Below are 15,533 nucleotides of genomic sequence, written 5' to 3'. Positions count from 1 at the left end.
TGAGGGGAAACACATTGCGGCATGCGCGCGACTTCACCGTCACAGTGCTCGTGCTCGGCCTCCTGGGAGTGGTCGCCGGTGTCCTGTGGTCGCTCCTCGCGCCGCGCCCGCCGTACGTCATGACCAAGCAGGGCCCGCTGCTCGCCGACCCCTCCACCCAGACGCTCATCGCGGCCGACGGCTGGTTCGCCGTCGTCACCGGTGTGCTCGGGCTGGCCTGCGGCGCCGTCGGCTACACCCTGTCGCGCCGGGGGCGCCCGCTCGCGGTGGTGCTGGGCCTGGCCGCCGGCGGCCTGCTCGGCGCCTACCTCACGCTGGAGGTCGGCCGGGCGGTCAATCTCGGCACGCAGAGCGTCACCGCCGCCGGCACGGCCGTGACCCTGATCCCCGGCCCGCTGGGCCTGACCGCGCAGGGGGTGATGTGCGCCTGGCCGCTGCTCGCCGTCGGCCTGTTCTTCGCCCTGGAGGGCGTCGCCGGCTACCGCGACTCGCCGCTGCGCCGCCCGTTCGGCGGGCAGGACCCCTACGGGCCGCTGTCGACCTACGACATCAGCGGCAGGTAGGTCTGCGGGTGCCGTGCCCGGTGGCCCGCTCGAAGGCGTGGGCCAGCCGCAGCACGTCCAGGTCGCCGAAGGGGCGCCCGACGATCTGCACGCCCACCGGCAGCCCGCCGGAGGTGAAGCCGCACGGCACCGACGCCGCGGGGGCGTGCAGCACGCTGATCCAGTAGGCCGAGCGCATCCAGGCCAGGTAGTCGGGCAGCGCCTGCCCGTTGATCTCCGAGACGTGCGGCGCGTCCACCGGGAACGGCGGCACCTGGCTGACCGGCGCGATCAGGAAGTCGTAGGTGCCGAAGAACCCGGCCATCCGCTGGTAGAGGCCGCTGCGCAGCCGCTCCGCCCTGGCCAGGTCCGCCCCGGTCACCGCGCGTCCCCGCTCGACGTTCCAGCGCACGTTCTCCCCCAGGCGGTCCTGGGGGAGGTCGCCGTAGGACAGCGCGTAGTACCACGCCCGGTAGATCCGGAAGGCGTCCTCGGCGTCCGACAGGTCCAGTTCGACCCGCTCCACCCGCGCGCCCAGCCCCGCGAGCACCGCGGGGGCGTCGGCGGTGACCTTCGCCGTCTCCGCGTCCACCGGCAGCCCGCCCAGGTCGGGGCTCCACGCGATGCGCAGCCCGGTCAGGTCCAGCTCCAGCGGCGCGGCGAAGACCGCCCCGCCCTCGGCGATCGACAGGGGGGAGGCGGCGTCGAACCCGGAGATCACGCTCATCAGCAGCGCCAGGTCCTCCACGGTGCGGGCCATCGGGCCCGGCACGCCGAGGGTGAACCACGCCGCCGTCGCGGACGGCGAGGGCACCCGTCCCGGGGTCGGCCGCAGCCCGACCACGTTGCAGAAGGAGGCCGGGTTGCGCAGCGACCCGCCCATGTCCGAGCCGTCGGCCAGGGCCACCATCCCGGACGCCAGCGCCGCCGCGGCCCCGCCACTGCTGCCGCCGGCCGACTTCGACAGGTCGTAGGGGTTGCGGGTGGCGCCGAACAGCTCGTTGACGGTGTGCGAGCCGGTGCCGAACTCCGGGGTGTTGGTCTTGCCGACCATGATCGCCCCGGCCTCGCGCATCCGCCGCACGATCGGGGAGTCGGCGCCGGGGACGTGGTCGGCGAAGAGCGGCGAGCCGTAGGTGGTGCGGATCCCGGCGGTGTCGGCCAGGTCCTTGTGCGCGACCGGCAGGCCGTGCAGGGGCCCCCGCCACCGCCCCCTGGCCAGGTCGCGGTCCGCCTCCTCGGCCTCCCGCCGGGCGCGCTCGGCCACCAGGGTGACGATCGCGTTGACCCGCGGGTTGATCTCCTCGATCCGGCGCAGGTGCGCCTCCAGCAGCTCGACCGCGCTGACCTGCCTGGTGCGCAGGAGTTCGAGCATCTCGGTAGCGGTCAGGTAAAACATCTGCTCCCCCCGATCGAGGTTACGGCCTGCGCCGAGTCTCGCCGAAGGCCGCCGCCGGCCGCGTCGGCAACCTTCGACAACAGGATGGCCGGGGAGATCAGCCTGTCTTGCCGATGGGGGCGGTGATCGCCTGCGTCAGCCTGATCAGCTCCGCCGGGGCGGTCTCGATCTGCAGCCCGCGCCGCCCGGCCGAGAAGTAGATCGTCGGGTGGTCCAGCGCGGAGGCGTCGATCACGGTCGGCAGCCGCCTGCGCTGACCCAGCGGGCTGATCCCGCCCACCACGTAGCCGGTGACCCGCTCCACCTTCGCCGCGTCGGCCATCGCCGCCCGCTTGCTGCTGAGCGCCGCCGCGAACGCCTTCAGGTCGAGCTTGCCCGCCACCGGCACCACCGCGACGGCCAGCCCGCCCTCCACCTCGGCCACGAGGGTCTTGAAGATCTGCCCGTACGGCACGCCGAGCGCGTCGGCGGCCTCCTCGCCGTAGGCCTGGGAGCCGGCGTCGTGTGTGTAGGGGTGGAGAGTGAAATCCACCTTCGCCTGGGTAAGCGCCACCGTCGCCGGTGTCCCCTGACCACCCTTGTTCTTGCTCTTGCTCACAGGGGAAGCTTAGTGGCCGGTTAAAATCTACTTTGTAAAGGGCATGTCCGGATGGCGGACGGAACGTGACCGGGTGCCGGACCTCCGTAGACTGGACGGGTGATTTCCCGTACCGACCTGCGCGGAGCCCTCCCCGAGGACCTGCGCCACGTGCTGCCCCGTGCCGAACTCGACGTCGAAGCCGCCCTGGAGAAAGTGCGGCCGATCTGCGAGGACGTGCATCATCGCGGGGTCGAGGCGGTGCGGGAGCTGACCGCCAGGTTCGACGGCGTCGAGCTGGAGTCCACCCGCGTCCCCGCCGAGGCCGTCGCCGGCGCGCTGGAGGAGCTCGACCCCAGGATCCGGGCGGCGCTGGAGGAGTCGATCCGCCGCGCCCGCCTCGTCCACCGCGACCAGCGGCGCACCGACGTCACCACCCAGGTCGTGCCCGGCGGCACCGTCACCGAGCGCTGGGTCCCCGTCGACCGGGTGGGCCTCTACGTCCCCGGCGGCCGCGCGGTCTACCCCTCCAGCGTGGTCATGAACGTCGTCCCCGCCCAGGAGGCGGGGGTGGCCTCGCTGGCCGTCACCTCACCCGCGCAGAAGGAGTTCGGCGGACTGCCGCACCCCACCATCCTGGCCGCGTGCGCGCTGCTCGGCGTGGAGGAGGTCTACGCCGTCGGCGGCGCCCAGGCCGTGGCCATGTTCGCCTACGGCACCGAGGAGTGCGCGCCGGTCACCATGGTCACCGGCCCCGGCAACATCTGGGTCGCCGCCGCCAAGCGGCTGCTCAAGGGCCGCATCGGCATCGACTCCGAGGCCGGGCCCACCGAGATCGCGATCCTCGCCGACTCCACGGCCGACCCCGTGCACGTCGCCGCCGACCTGATCAGCCAGGCCGAGCACGACACGATCGCCGCCGCCGTCCTCGTCACCGACTCCGTCGAGCTGGCCGAGGCCGTCGAGCGGGAGCTGCCCCGCCAGGTCGCCGCCACCAAGCACAGTGAGCGCATCGCCGAGGCCCTGTCCGGCCGCCAGTCCGGCATCATCCTCGTCGACGACATGGAGGCCGGCCTGCGCGTCGTCGACGTCTACGCCGCCGAGCACCTGGAGATCCACACCGCCGACGCGCCCGCGCTGGCGGCCCGGGTCCGCAACGCCGGAGCCATCTTCGTCGGCACCTACGCGCCGGTCTCGCTCGGCGACTACCTCGCCGGGTCCAACCACGTGCTGCCCACCGGCGGCTGCGCCTGCCACTCCTCCGGGCTGTCGGTGCAGACCTTCCTGCGCGGCATCCACGTCGTCGACTACAGCCGCGAGGCCCTCGCCGGCGCCGCCGCCCACGTGTGCGTCCTGGCCGACGCCGAGGACCTGCCGGCGCACGGCGCGGCGATCCGCGCGAGATTCGACTGGGAGGTCCCCTCATGAGGACCTGCCGGCCCGTGCTCACCGGGCGCGCGGCGACCCGTGACCGTTCCGACCGGGAGAGATCTCGATGAGGCTTGAGGACCTGCCGATCCGCGACGACCTCCGGGGACGGTCGCCCTACGGCGCGCCCCAGATCGACGTCCCGGTCCGGCTCAACACCAACGAGAACCCCTACGGGCCCTCGGCGTCCCTGGTCGCCGACCTCGCCGAGGCCGTACGGCACGGCGCGGCCGGCCTCAACCGCTACCCCGACCGCGACGCCCTGGCCCTCCGCCGTGACCTGGCCTCCTATCTGGGCCACGGCCTGACCGTCGAGCAGGTCTGGGCGGCCAACGGCTCCAACGAGGTGCTCCAGCAGATCCTGCAGGTCTTCGGCGGCCCCGGCCGCAGCGCGCTCGGCTTCGAGCCGTCCTACTCCATGCACCCGATCATCACCACCGGCGCCTCGACCGAGTGGATCTCCGGGGCGCGCGAGGAGGACTTCGGGCTCGACCCCGGTAAGGCCATCGCCGCGATCGAGGAGCACCGGCCCGACGTCGTGTTCCTGACCTCGCCCAACAACCCCACCGGCACCGCGCTCGACCCGGCCGTGATCGCCCGGATCGTCGAGGCCGCGCCCGGCATGGTCGTCGTGGACGAGGCATACTTCGAGTTCGCCCGCACCGGCACCCCGTCCGCGCTGACCCTGCTGCCGGACAACCCCCGGCTCATCGTCACGCGGACCATGTCCAAGGCGTTCGCCATGGCGGGCACCCGGCTCGGCTATCTCGCCGCCCACCCGTCGGTGATCGAGGCACTGCTCCTGGTCCGCCTGCCGTACCACCTGTCCACGCTCACCCAGGCGGCGGCGCGCGTCGCGCTCGCCCACCGGGCCGAGCTGCTCGGCACCGTCGACACGCTGCGGGCCGAGCGGGACGCCACGGTGGAGTGGCTGCGCGGCAAGGGGCTGCAGGTCGCCGACTCCGACGCCAACTTCGTGCTGTTCGGCCGGTTCGCCGACCGGCACGCGGTCTGGCAGGCCGTCCTCGACCGCGGGGTGCTGATCCGCGAGGTGGGGCCGCCGGAGTGGCTGAGAGTTTCGATCGGAACGACCGAGGAGATGGCGGCCTTCCGCGCCGCCCTGGAGGGAATCCTGTGAGCAGTCCCGCCGGAGACGGGCCCGCCAAGCGCTTGGGCCGCGTCGAGCGCGTCACCAAGGAGACCTCGGTGCTGGTCGAGGTCGACCTCGACGGCACCGGGCAGGTCGAGGTGTCCACGGGCGTCGGGTTCTACGACCACATGCTGAACCAGCTCGGCAAGCACGGCCTGTTCGACCTGACCGTCAAGACCGAGGGCGACCTCCACATCGACTCCCACCACACGATCGAGGACACCTCGCTCGCGCTGGGGGCGGCGTTCCGCGAGGCCCTGGGTGACAAGTCGGGCATCCGCCGGTTCGGCAGCGCGTCCTGCCCGCTCGACGAGGCCCTCGCCCAGGTCACGGTCGACCTGTCCGGCCGGCCCTACCTGGTGCACACCGAGCCCGAGGGCATGGCCCCGATGATCGGCGCCGAATACGACACGACGATGACCAGGCACATCCTGGAGTCGTTCGTCGCCCAGGCCGCCATCTGCCTGCACGTCCACGTCCCCTACGGCCGCAACGCCCACCACATCGTCGAGGCCCAGTTCAAGGCCCTGGCCCGGGCGCTGCGCGAGGCCTCCGAGCTCGACCCCCGCGCCACCGGCGTGCCGAGCACCAAGGGTGTCCTGTGAGCGGGCGCGGCGGCCTGCCCGTCCGCCCGGGCCGGAGACAGACGTGAGCGACAACTGGACCGCCGTCGCCATGGCCTTCGTGGCACTCTTCCTGGTCGGCGGGATCATCTCCTTCTTCAAACAGGGGCTGAAGGTCGGCGCGCTGCTGCTGGCCGTCCTGGCGGCCCTGGCGACTACCGCGGCGGTGCTCTGGTGGTGAACGTAACCGTTCTTGACTACGGATCCGGCAACCTCCGCTCGGCGGAGCGCGCCCTGGCCAGGGTCGGGGCCGAGGTCACGGTGACCTCCGACTACACGGCGGCGATGGAGGCCGACGGCCTCGTCGTCCCCGGCGTCGGCGCGTTCGCCGCCTGCATGGCCGGGCTGCGCGCCGTGCGCGGGGAGCGCATCATCGACCGGCGCCTGGCGGCCGGCCGGCCGGTCCTGGGCATCTGCGTCGGCATGCAGATCCTGTTCGGCACGGGCGTCGAGCACGGCGTCACGACCGAGGGATGCGGCGAGTGGCCCGGCACGGTCGAGCGTCTCGACGCGCCGGTCCTGCCCCACATGGGCTGGAACACGGTCAGCGCGCCCGAGGGCAGCGTGCTGTTCGACGGGATCGACCCCGACACGCGCTTCTACTTCGTCCACTCCTACGGCGTGCGGAAGTGGGAGCTGGACGCCGGGCCGGGCTTCAGAGACCCCCTGGTCACCTGGTCCGAGCACGGCGTCCCGTTCGTCGCGGCGGTGGAGAACGGCCCGCTCATGGCGACCCAGTTCCACCCGGAGAAGTCGGGTGACGCCGGAGCTCGGCTGCTCGCCAACTGGCTCGGCACCCTCAAGTGAGCCGCCGGTGAGCAAGGAACGTGCCAGGCGCAGGGCCGAGCGTGAGGCCGAGCGGGCGCGTCAGGCGGCCCTGCGCGCCGAGCGCGAGGCCCGGCTGGCCCGGCGGCGCGAGCGGGTCGGGCGGGTCACCGCGCTGCTGCCCCGCAGGCCGGTCCGGATCGCCGTCCAGGGCGGCATCGTCGCCCGCCGTCGCCGTGCGCAGAACGGCCTCGTGGCCGTCCTGTTCTTCATCGTCCAGGTGATCGCCTGGCTGCTGTGGTCCTCGTGGGCCGCGCGGTTCGGCGTGTTCGTTCTCTCGGTGCTCTTCGTGCCGCTTTTCGTCACCCTCGTCTTCGACCGGAGGTCCTGATCAGATGTCGCTAGAGTTGCTGCCCGCCGTGGACGTCGCCGACGGCCAGGCGGTCCGCCTGGTCCAGGGGGCGGCCGGCACCGAGACCTCCTACGGCGACCCCCTGTCCGCGGCGCTCGCCTGGCAGGAGGCCGGCGCCGAGTGGATCCACCTGGTCGACCTCGACGCCGCCTTCGGCCGCGGCTCCAACCGCGAGCTGCTGGCCTCCGTCGTGGAGGCCCTCGACGTCAAGGTGGAGATGTCCGGCGGTATCCGCGACGACGCCTCCCTGGAGGCCGCGCTGGCCACCGGCTGCCGCCGGGTGAACATCGGCACCGCCGCCCTGGAGAACCCCGCCTGGTGCTCCAAGATCATCGCTGAGTACGGCGACCGGGTCGCGATCGGCCTCGACGTCCGCGGCACCACCCTCGCCGCCCGCGGCTGGACGAAGGAGGGCGGCGACCTGTGGGAGGTGCTGGAGCGCCTTGAGGCCGACGGCTGCTCCCGTTACGTCGTCACCGACGTCACCAAGGACGGCACGCTGCGCGGCCCCAACCTCGACCTGCTCCGTGAGGTCTGCGCCCGCACCGACCGGCCGGTGGTCGCCAGCGGCGGTGTGTCCTCCCTCGACGACCTGCGCGCCCTGGCGGAGCTGGTCCCGATCGGGGTCGAGGGCGCGATCGTCGGCAAGGCCCTCTACGCGCAGGCCTTCACCCTCGAAGAGGCCCTGGCCGCGGTGAGCTCGTAGGTTGCGGCCGGTGAGAGGAGACGCGGTGAGCCACCGCTCGGGCACCCGGGTGTTCAGCGGTGGCGTCTGGGAGGAGCGCTACGGCTACGCCCGCGCGGTGGTGGCGGGGCCATGGGTGATCGTCTCGGGGTGCACCGCCACCGTCGGAGGTGAGGTCCAGCACGTCGGCGACGCCTACCGGCAGTCGCTGACCGCCTTCGGCGTCGCGCTGGACGCCATCGAGAAGGCCGGCCTGTCCCGCCACGACGTGGTCCGGGTCCGTTACTTCGTGGTCGACGACGAGCATTACGACGAGGTGGGCCGCGCGCACGCCGAGCTGTTCGGCGAGGTCCGTCCCACCTGCACCGGGGTCCGGGTGGCGGGCCTGATCGACCCGCGCATGCTTGTCGAGGCCGAGGTCGAGGCCTACCGTGAATGAGGAGCTGTAGAAGATGAGTGTCGCGGTAAGAGTGATCCCCTGCCTGGACGTGGACGCCGGGCGGGTCGTCAAGGGTGTCAACTTCGAGAACCTCCGTGACGCCGGCGACCCGGTCGAGCTGGCCCGCCGCTACGACGCGGAGGGGGCCGACGAGCTGACGTTCCTCGACATCACGGCCTCCAGCTCCGACCGGTCGACGACCTACGACATGGTCCGCCGGACGGCCGAGCAGGTGTTCATCCCGCTGACCGTGGGCGGGGGAGTGCGCTCGGTCGAGGACGTCAACCTGCTGCTGCGCGCGGGGGCGGACAAGGTGGGCCTGAACACCGCCGCGATCGCCCGGCCGGAGCTGCTGACCGAGGCGTCGCAGCGCTACGGCGCGCAGTGCGTCGTGCTGTCGGTGGACGCCCGCCGGGTGGTCGACGGCCCGCCGACCCCCTCCGGCTACGAGGTGACCACCCACGGCGGCCGCCGCGGCACCGGCATCGACGCGGTCGAGTGGGCCCGCCGTGGCGAGGAGCTGGGCGCGGGGGAGATCCTGCTCAACTCCATGGACGGCGACGGCACCCGGCACGGCTACGACCTGGAGATGATCCGCGCCGTCCGGGCCGCGGTGTCGGTCCCGGTGATCGCCAGCGGCGGCGCCGGGGCGCTGGAGGACTTCCCCCCGGCCGTCGAGGCGGGGGCGGACGCGGTCCTGGCCGCGTCGGTGTTCCACTTCGGCCAGCTCAAGATCGGCGAGGTCAAGGAAACGCTGCGCGCGGCGGGTCACCCCGTCCGCTGACGAGTGCGGCGTCCGGGGCGGGGCGTCGGGCCGCTCGGACCGGCTCGGCGCCCACGTTCCCCGTGCCGCCCATTACCGAGATCATTGAATTCCGCTCCGTGGAGCGGCGCTCACCAGGGGAGCGGACGGCCGTCGCGGAAGAAACCGCCGGTGGGGCCGCCGTCGGGCAGGGTGGCGGCCCACACGACGCTCGCGGCGCCCTCGGGGACGGGGCGGCCGCCGGGCCCGCCCATGTCGGTGGCGACCCATCCCGGGCAGACGGCGTTGACCAGGATCCGGTCGGAGCGCAGCTCGGCGGCGAGCATCCGGGTCAGGGCGTTGAGGGCGACCTTGGACGAGGTGTAGGCGGGGGTGCCGCCGCCCATGTTGGTCAGCGACGCGGCCTCGCTGGAGACGTTGACGATCCGGGGATGGGCGCTCTCGCGCAGCAGCGGCAGCAGCGCCTGGGTCAGCCGCCACGGGCCGTACAGGTTGGTCTCGGCCGCCCGCCGTACGACGTCCAGGTCCGCGGTCGAGGCGCGCTGCCAGGTGTCGTAGGTGATGGCGGCGTTGTTGACCAGCACGTCCAGCCGTCCGAACCGTCCGGCGACCTCTCCGGCCACCCGTACGGCGTCGTCCTCGGAGGTGACGTCGAGCCGCACGGGATGCACCTCCGGTCCGAGCTCCGCGGCCGCGGCGGTGGCCGCCTCCGCCGATCGGGCGGTGAGCAGCACGGTGTGGCCGAGGGCGGCGAGCTGCCGGCAGACCTCCCGCCCGATGCCCCGGTTCGCACCGGTCACCAGCACGATCACGATGTGCCCGCGGCCAGGGCCATCAGGTCCTTGTTGCCGTCGGCCCAGGTGGCGGTCATCACCACACCGCTGATCCGCCAATCACCGTCGGCGCGGACCAGGTCGAAGCGGTAGGTGCCGCCCAGCGTCCACAAGGGTGACCCGAAAGGGTTCGCCAGGCGGTGGGTGGCCTGGAAGGACGCGGTGCAGACCGCGGTGTCGCCGTCCACGGCCACCAGATGGTTGGTGATCAGATGCTGGGTGGCGTCGAAGCCGCCCAGCACCACCGACCAGGCGCCGACGATCTGCTCGGGGGTGAGCGTCGCGGGCTCGCCGCCGTTGAGACTGGTGTAGTCCAGCGTCACCGTGTCAGAGAAGATCGTCCTCAGCCGGTCCCACTCGCGTTGGTCGGCGTGCCAGCCCATCCGGGTACAGACCTCGATGATCGCCAGGCGGTCCTCGACGCGGCTCATGATTCACTCCTCGGATAATCGGTCACCGGTGCTCCCACCGGGCACGAGGATCATGCTGCACCGATATCTGGCGTGTCCAATATCCGCTGTGATAACCGTCCGTTATGGGCATCCGCCTGCGTGACCTGCGATACTTCGCGGTTCTCGGAGGAGCTCAACTTGAAGTACTTGTTGTCCCGTAACTGTTCACGACTCTTTCAGCGCCTGGAGATCGAGCACCTGGCAGGCGGCTTGCCGCTGTCCGGCACACAGGCGGGGAGGCTCCGCGTCAGGCCGGGGTGAGGACGCAGAACTCGTTGCCCTCCGGGTCGGCGAGGACCGTCCACGGGACGTCGCCCTGGCCCACGTCGGCGGGCGTCGCGCCGAGGGCCTTCAGCCGGGCAACCTCCGCCGCTTGATCGTCACCGGGGTACGGCCGGAGGTCGAGATGAATGCGGTTCTTCACGGTCTTCGCGGTCTCCGCGCCGGGCGTGCGGAGGAACTCGAGATACGGGCCGACGCCCTTGGCGGAGCGCAGCACCGCGTGATCGTCGGTCACCTCGTGCAGGGTCCAGTCCATCGCCTCGCCCCAGAACCGGGCCATGGCCCGCGGGTCCGCGCAGTCGACCACCAGCGTGGCGATCGGCCCGGTGTCCCGGTGGATCTCCCGGGGCTCCAGCACACAGAACTCGTTGCCCTCCGGGTCGGCGAGGACCGTCCACGGGACGTCGCCCTGGCCCACGTCGGCGGGCGTCGCGCCGAGATCCTGGAGGCGCGCGACCAGGTCCGCCTGATGGGCCGCGGAGGTGGTGGCGAGGTCGACGTGCACCCGGTTCTTCACCGTTTTGGGTTCCGGGACGCGAAGGACGTCGATACAGACGGCGACGGGGTCGGGATAGGTGAAGCCCACGGGTTCGAGGTTGGTCACGCCGGGTCCCTCGCTGGAGACACCCCAGCCGAGCGCCTCCGCCCAGAACCGGCCGACCACGGAGTCATCCTGAGCATTCATCGCGATCTGAACAAGCCGCAACGTCATGCCGCCGATCTTATGCCCACGTGGACGGACCGCGAGGAACCGCACGGCCGGCACGCCACCCCCGCGGTGTCCTCCATCGGAGCGGTCCAGGGGTATGTCCGGTGGATTTTCCGCGATCACTGCGGAGCAGTGGCACGGTGCGGGTGGCGGTCATGAAATGCGAAGAACCAAGATCACGTGTGTCCGTCCATCGTTTCCGGGGCATCGTGTGCGGCTATGAGCGCCTCGGACGCCTGCCGGAGTCTGGGGAAGCCGGCCACCACCGTCCTGGCCTTCCGCTGCATCGCCGCCGGTGTGCCGACGCCCAGATCATCGAGCAATTCCTGCAGGGCGGCGGTGCCGTAGGGGTCGAATGTCAGACATCGCGCGAAGGTGACCACTATCCACCAGGTCGCCTCCCGGTGCAGGCCCTGCTCGATGAGGTCGTGGGTGCCGTCGATGGAGATCTGCCGGGCCTCGGGGGTGAGATCGGTCCCGTACGGCCTTGCCGGGTCGTACGGCACGCGGTCGTAGACGTCGGTCAGCCGCCGCAGGTGCGCGGCGACCTGGGACCTGGAGAAGTGGGCGCACCCGAGCCAGTCGAGCAGTTCCTCGTGGAAGTCGGCTCCGCCGCACCTCAGGAGGACCTCTCGGGCCGCCACGTAGCGGCGGCGGACAGTTGGGTTGGCGCGGGCGGCCGTGAGGATCACCAGCGTGGGCAGGCTCGCCGGGAACGCCCAGGAGAGGACCCGCTCGGCGAGCGGTCGGCTGACATCGAGCTGGGTCAGGGTGGCGATGCGGTCCTCCAGCGCCGCGCATCGGGTGCGGACCCAATGCGGGCGGGCGAACTCCCTTGCCACGGCGGTCTGCAGTGCGGCCAGCGATCCGTCCGGGTCGGCCAGGAGGACGCCTCTGCTCAACCCGGGTGCCAGGGCCGGCGAGGCGAGTATGGTCTCCGCGGGCTGCAACGGCGCGTAGCTGACCTCGAGCAGCACGCCCTCATGCCGGAACTTGCCCAGCTTGGGCGGGACCTCGCCGTCCACCATGATGACCAGATCCACGTCGGAGGAGGTCGGGAGCTCCGCCTCGGCCGGGAGCCAGGCGGCCGAGCCGCTGACGTAGGCGCCGGCGAAACCGGGGACCTGGTGGCCCGCCACCCAGCGCGCCGCCACCGCTCGCGCTTGCCCGATCTTCATGGTGTGACCCTAGAGGAGGTCACTGGCCGCTACAACCGATCAGGACCCCACCCGCCCAGGTGGCTCCCAGCTCACCGCCCCGGCGCCGGTGCCGTGGGCTCGGACGGGGCCGGACAGGTGGGGCGCCCGGCCGAGGTCCTAGAAGACGCGGAAGTGGTGGAACAGCTCGTAGGAGGCGTCCTCGGCGGCGAAGGCCCGGGCCTCGGAGCGTTTGACGGCCAGGTAGGCGGAGGAGCGGAGGGGGCCGAGGGCGTCCATGAGGACATCGTCGGCCTCCAGGGCGCCCAGGGCCTCGTCCAGGGTCGCGGGCAGGCGGCGCACGCCCAGGGCGGCCAGCCGGCTCTCGGTGAGGGTGGCGGGGTCGACGTTGACGGCCTCGCCGGGGTCGAGCCCGCGGCGGATGCCGTCCAGGCCCGCGTGGATGACGGCGCCGAGCGACAGGTAGGGGTTCGCCGAGGAGTCGGAGGGCTTGATCTCCAGGTTGGCCGACGCCTCGGCGTCCTCTCCCACCGGGGAGCAGATCCGCACCGCCGCCTCCCGGTTGTCCATGCCGTAGCAGGCGTAGGCGCTCGACCACATCCTCGGCGCCAGCCGCCGGAAGCTGTTCACCGAGCCGCAGGTCAGCGCGGTGAGCGCCGGGAGATGGGCGATCAGGCCGCCGATGAAGCAGTAGGCCGTGGCCGACAGGCCGTAGCGGTCGGAGGCGTCGCCGAAGGCGTTGACCCGCAGCGCGGGGTCCCACAGGGACAGATGGAGGTGGGCGCCGTTGCCGGCCTGGTCGGCCAGCGGCTTGGGGGCGAGGGAGGCCCACAGCGACATGCGGGAGGCGACGCCGCGGACGGTCTCGCGGTAGATCATCTGGTTGTCGGCGGCCCGCATGGCGGAGGCGTGGCGGATGGACAGCTCCTGCTGGCCGTGGCCGAGCTCGGGGTGGTAGTGCTCGACCCGCAGCCCCTGCGTCTCCAGGGCGTGGACCAGGCGCATCGTGTAGTCGTGGGCCTGGTCGAAGCCGGTGGTGGCGTAGCAGAGGCTGTCGTCGACCGGGACCAGCCGGTCCAGTCCCCCGTCGGGGCCGGGCACCCGGCGGCCGAGGGTGAACTCGGGCTCGTAGGCGGCGACGGCGACATGGCCCTCGTCGGCCAGGGCGGCGATCGCCTCGCGCAGGAAGGTGCGGGGACAGGCGGCCCAGGGGGAGCCGTCGATCTGGCGCAGGTCCGACAGCATGGCCGCGGCGCCGGGGGCGTAGGGGAGGGTGACGAAGGTGGCCGGGTCGGGGACGAGGCGGACCTCACCGACCGGGCCGAGATGCTCGACCTCCTGGAGCTGGTCGAGCATGTTCATCGCCATCATCGCCACGGTGTGCCCGATGCCGGAGACGAGCCGTTCGGCCAGCCGGGAGCGCGAGGTGGCCTTGCCCCGGATCACCCCGCCGTGGTCGGCGTAGAGGAAACGGACCAGCTCCACGTGCTCCGTCTCGGCGTGTTCGACGACGCGAAGACCCGCCGGGTCGAGCCGATGAACCCCGGTGACGTTGTGACGATCTCCCATGCTCTCTGCGTAACACGTCCTCGGGGACAGTGGAAGCACATCGCGCGGGGCTCGGCGTCACGGGGATGCGGTGGTCCCGCGCTCCCGCGTGGATCGGACGGGAGCGCCGGGTGAGAGAACGGCAAAAGGTCATGGGCGGGGGCCGGCCCCGCCGGCGGTCAGCTCAGCACACGTGTGAAGAACAGGGCCAGTTGGTCCGCTCCCCTCACGATCCCGTCGAAGACTCCGTTCACCGCGTTCGCCGCCTCCGCGGGTTTGGTGAACAGATAAAAGGCCACGAACGCCACCGCTACGTAGGTAGCGACCTTCTTGACCTGCATGGGGGCCTCCTGCAGTTCCAGTCCCAGCCTTATATACCCGGATTTTAAGGATCTTTGGCATCTTCGGCCCGGGTGGCTCCCGGATTTTGATGATCATACCTGTCCGGCCGGGGCGATCCATGGCCAGACCGCGGATTGGCATGAGTCCCCCCACGCCATCGTGCGGGGGATGCGGGCTCCTGTCCAACCCCTACTGCCAGATGTACCGCCGGGGCTAGGGAGGCGGCCAGGTCACCGCCCTGCCGGGGCCGGCGCCCCGGGCGATCGCCGCACTGTCGGAGTCGCCGCCCCGCCGGGGGCGGCCCGCGCGGGAGGGGGCCGGGAGGGGGCCGGGAGGGGGCACGGGGCCGGGTGGACGGCCGGCCCGGGAGGCTCCGGCGGCCTTCCCCAGGGAAACCGAGGGCTCTCGGCAAGGAGGGCATCCGGATCCCCGGCGGCTCCGGACAAGAGATCAGAACGACCCGAGGGGCCCCATATGGCCAGACCCGCCCACGCTGTCCTGATCCCGCCCGCCCGTCCGCCGGCCATGCGCCCAGGAGGGCACGCCGACCCCGGCCGCCTCAGACGCCCAGCGGGGCGTCCATCAGCCGGGCCACGGCCTCGTCGGGGCCGGTGACCTCGGCCCGTGCGTGGGACTGGCGGCCGAAGCAGAACAGCAGCAGCTCGCTCGCCGGGCCGGTCACCTCGACCCTGGGCGAGTTCTTGGCGCCGCCGAGGGCGACGCCGCCGCCGATGCGGTGCAGCACGACGCCCACCGGTGACCTGCGCAGGAACAGGCGCCGGCCGGTGCGGACCCGCTTCCAGAAGGTCTCCTCCAGGTCGGCCGGGAGCTCGCGCGGCTCCCAGACCCGCTGCGCGCGCCGTACGTCCTCGTGGTGGACGAAGAACTCCAGGGTGTTGACCGCCTGGTCCATGCCGGGCACCAGACCGTAGATCCCGGCCGGGCCGGAGCGGATCAGCTCGACGAGGCTCGCGTAGCCGTGCCTGGCCTTCAGGGACTCCTGCACCGAGGCGGTGTGGCGGGCCAGCGGCCGGAGCGCGATGCCGCCGGCGGCGTCGGGGCGGCGCTCGCGCAGGACGAGGTGGGCGGCGAGGTCGAAGGTGGTCCAGCCCTCGCAGAGCGTGGGAGCGTCCGGGCCGAGCTGGACGAACAGGTCGCTGAGCGCGAGGCGTTCGGCGCGGGCGTGAGTCATCTGATGATCCTAACAACATTGTTGTCCGGACAATCGAGGCATGTCACGGCGGATCGGGGCGGGAAACGACACTCCGAGGAAGGGGCTTGGGGGAATCTTGGGGGAATAAGGACATGATCCAGCGTGATAGTGACTTACCGCGCTCACCAGTGCGCGAATCATAGTCCGTCCTGGTCGGCTGCTACCCATGTAAAAAAGCGGAATCACGTGGGAATGACGGAGCGGCATGGACCGC

At 72.0% G+C, this 15,533-nt stretch carries 19 protein-coding genes; 10 read left to right on the top strand and 9 right to left on the bottom strand.

The window, feature by feature from the left end:
• Positions 1–14 precede the first annotated feature (14 nt).
• Positions 15–563, top strand: coding sequence for a hypothetical protein (locus ACWDS7_RS06250; protein WP_306857806.1), 549 nt, complete (start codon positions 15–17; stop codon positions 561–563).
• On the opposite strand, the gene ACWDS7_RS06245 is transcribed toward ACWDS7_RS06250, so the two are convergent.
• Both ACWDS7_RS06245 and ybaK read right to left on the bottom strand, forming a co-directional pair.
• Positions 550–1,941 carry an amidase gene (locus ACWDS7_RS06245; protein ID WP_451928353.1) on the bottom strand — a complete coding sequence of 464 codons (1,392 nt, stop codon included), beginning with the start codon at positions 1,939–1,941 and terminating at the stop codon, positions 550–552. The genes ACWDS7_RS06250 and ACWDS7_RS06245 overlap by 14 nt on opposite strands.
• A gap of 97 nt (positions 1,942–2,038) precedes the next feature.
• Positions 2,039–2,539 (bottom strand): Cys-tRNA(Pro) deacylase, encoded by a 501-nt coding sequence (gene ybaK, locus ACWDS7_RS06240; RefSeq protein WP_306857808.1) that lies wholly within the window; start codon positions 2,537–2,539, stop codon positions 2,039–2,041.
• Between the two features lie 99 nt (positions 2,540–2,638).
• Between ybaK and hisD the strand changes: the two genes are divergently transcribed.
• The 9 genes from hisD to hisF all read left to right on the top strand — a co-directional run bounded on the left by hisD (position 2,639) and on the right by hisF (position 8,804).
• The gene (gene hisD / locus ACWDS7_RS06235) at positions 2,639–3,946 is read left to right on the top strand and encodes a histidinol dehydrogenase (protein WP_306857809.1); all 1,308 of its coding nucleotides are present in this window, start codon (positions 2,639–2,641) and stop codon (positions 3,944–3,946) included.
• A gap of 61 nt (positions 3,947–4,007) precedes the next feature.
• Positions 4,008–5,084 carry a histidinol-phosphate transaminase gene (locus tag ACWDS7_RS06230; RefSeq protein ID WP_306858565.1) on the top strand — a complete coding sequence of 359 codons (1,077 nt, stop codon included), beginning with the start codon at positions 4,008–4,010 and terminating at the stop codon, positions 5,082–5,084.
• Positions 5,081–5,701: an imidazoleglycerol-phosphate dehydratase HisB gene (gene hisB, locus ACWDS7_RS06225; protein WP_306857810.1), complete on the top strand. Its 621-nt coding sequence runs from the start codon at positions 5,081–5,083 to the stop codon at positions 5,699–5,701. Before ACWDS7_RS06230 ends, hisB begins: the two co-directional genes overlap by 4 nt.
• A gap of 43 nt (positions 5,702–5,744) precedes the next feature.
• Positions 5,745–5,900, top strand: a complete 156-nt coding sequence (locus tag ACWDS7_RS06220; RefSeq protein ID WP_306857811.1) for a hypothetical protein — start codon at positions 5,745–5,747, stop codon at positions 5,898–5,900.
• A complete protein-coding gene (gene hisH / locus ACWDS7_RS06215) occupies positions 5,897–6,526 on the top strand; it encodes an imidazole glycerol phosphate synthase subunit HisH (protein ID WP_451928369.1) in 630 nt (209 codons plus the stop codon). Before ACWDS7_RS06220 ends, hisH begins: the two co-directional genes overlap by 4 nt.
• Positions 6,527–6,533: 7 nt before the next feature.
• Complete coding sequence (locus ACWDS7_RS06210) at positions 6,534–6,875, top strand: hypothetical protein (RefSeq protein WP_451928352.1); 342 nt, start codon at positions 6,534–6,536, stop codon at positions 6,873–6,875.
• Positions 6,876–6,879: 4 nt separating this feature from the next.
• On the top strand, positions 6,880–7,602 hold the full coding sequence (gene priA / locus ACWDS7_RS06205; RefSeq protein ID WP_306857815.1) for a bifunctional 1-(5-phosphoribosyl)-5-((5-phosphoribosylamino)methylideneamino)imidazole-4-carboxamide isomerase/phosphoribosylanthranilate isomerase PriA: 723 nt from the start codon (positions 6,880–6,882) through the stop codon (positions 7,600–7,602).
• Positions 7,603–7,627: 25 nt separating this feature from the next.
• Positions 7,628–8,020 carry a RidA family protein gene (locus ACWDS7_RS06200; protein WP_148269081.1) on the top strand — a complete coding sequence of 131 codons (393 nt, stop codon included), beginning with the start codon at positions 7,628–7,630 and terminating at the stop codon, positions 8,018–8,020.
• A 13-nt stretch (positions 8,021–8,033) separates the two neighbouring features.
• Positions 8,034–8,804, top strand: coding sequence for an imidazole glycerol phosphate synthase subunit HisF (gene hisF, locus ACWDS7_RS06195; protein WP_451928351.1), 771 nt, complete (start codon positions 8,034–8,036; stop codon positions 8,802–8,804).
• Between the two features lie 110 nt (positions 8,805–8,914).
• Here the strand turns inward: hisF and ACWDS7_RS06190 are convergent, their stop codons facing one another.
• The 7 genes from ACWDS7_RS06190 to ACWDS7_RS06160 all read right to left on the bottom strand — a co-directional run bounded on the left by ACWDS7_RS06190 (position 8,915) and on the right by ACWDS7_RS06160 (position 15,298).
• Positions 8,915–9,589, bottom strand: coding sequence for an SDR family NAD(P)-dependent oxidoreductase (locus tag ACWDS7_RS06190; RefSeq protein WP_451928350.1), 675 nt, complete (start codon positions 9,587–9,589; stop codon positions 8,915–8,917).
• 2 nt (positions 9,590–9,591) lie between these two features.
• Positions 9,592–10,047 (bottom strand): nuclear transport factor 2 family protein, encoded by a 456-nt coding sequence (locus ACWDS7_RS06185; protein ID WP_451928349.1) that lies wholly within the window; start codon positions 10,045–10,047, stop codon positions 9,592–9,594.
• A 268-nt stretch (positions 10,048–10,315) separates the two neighbouring features.
• Positions 10,316–11,062: a VOC family protein gene (locus tag ACWDS7_RS06180; protein WP_451928348.1), complete on the bottom strand. Its 747-nt coding sequence runs from the start codon at positions 11,060–11,062 to the stop codon at positions 10,316–10,318.
• Between the two features lie 173 nt (positions 11,063–11,235).
• A complete protein-coding gene (locus ACWDS7_RS06175) occupies positions 11,236–12,237 on the bottom strand; it encodes a hypothetical protein (protein ID WP_451928347.1) in 1,002 nt (333 codons plus the stop codon).
• 138 nt (positions 12,238–12,375) lie between these two features.
• Positions 12,376–13,785, bottom strand: coding sequence for a glutamine synthetase family protein (locus ACWDS7_RS06170; protein WP_451928346.1), 1,410 nt, complete (start codon positions 13,783–13,785; stop codon positions 12,376–12,378).
• A 158-nt stretch (positions 13,786–13,943) separates the two neighbouring features.
• A complete protein-coding gene (locus tag ACWDS7_RS06165) occupies positions 13,944–14,105 on the bottom strand; it encodes a hypothetical protein (RefSeq protein ID WP_306857830.1) in 162 nt (53 codons plus the stop codon).
• Between the two features lie 560 nt (positions 14,106–14,665).
• Complete coding sequence (locus ACWDS7_RS06160; protein WP_451928345.1) at positions 14,666–15,298, bottom strand: TIGR03085 family metal-binding protein; 633 nt, start codon at positions 15,296–15,298, stop codon at positions 14,666–14,668.
• Positions 15,299–15,533: the final 235 nt, after the last annotated feature.

This window comes from Streptosporangium sp. NPDC003464, from assembly GCF_053588315.1.
This window is presented reverse-complemented; position numbering and strand designations above follow the sequence as displayed.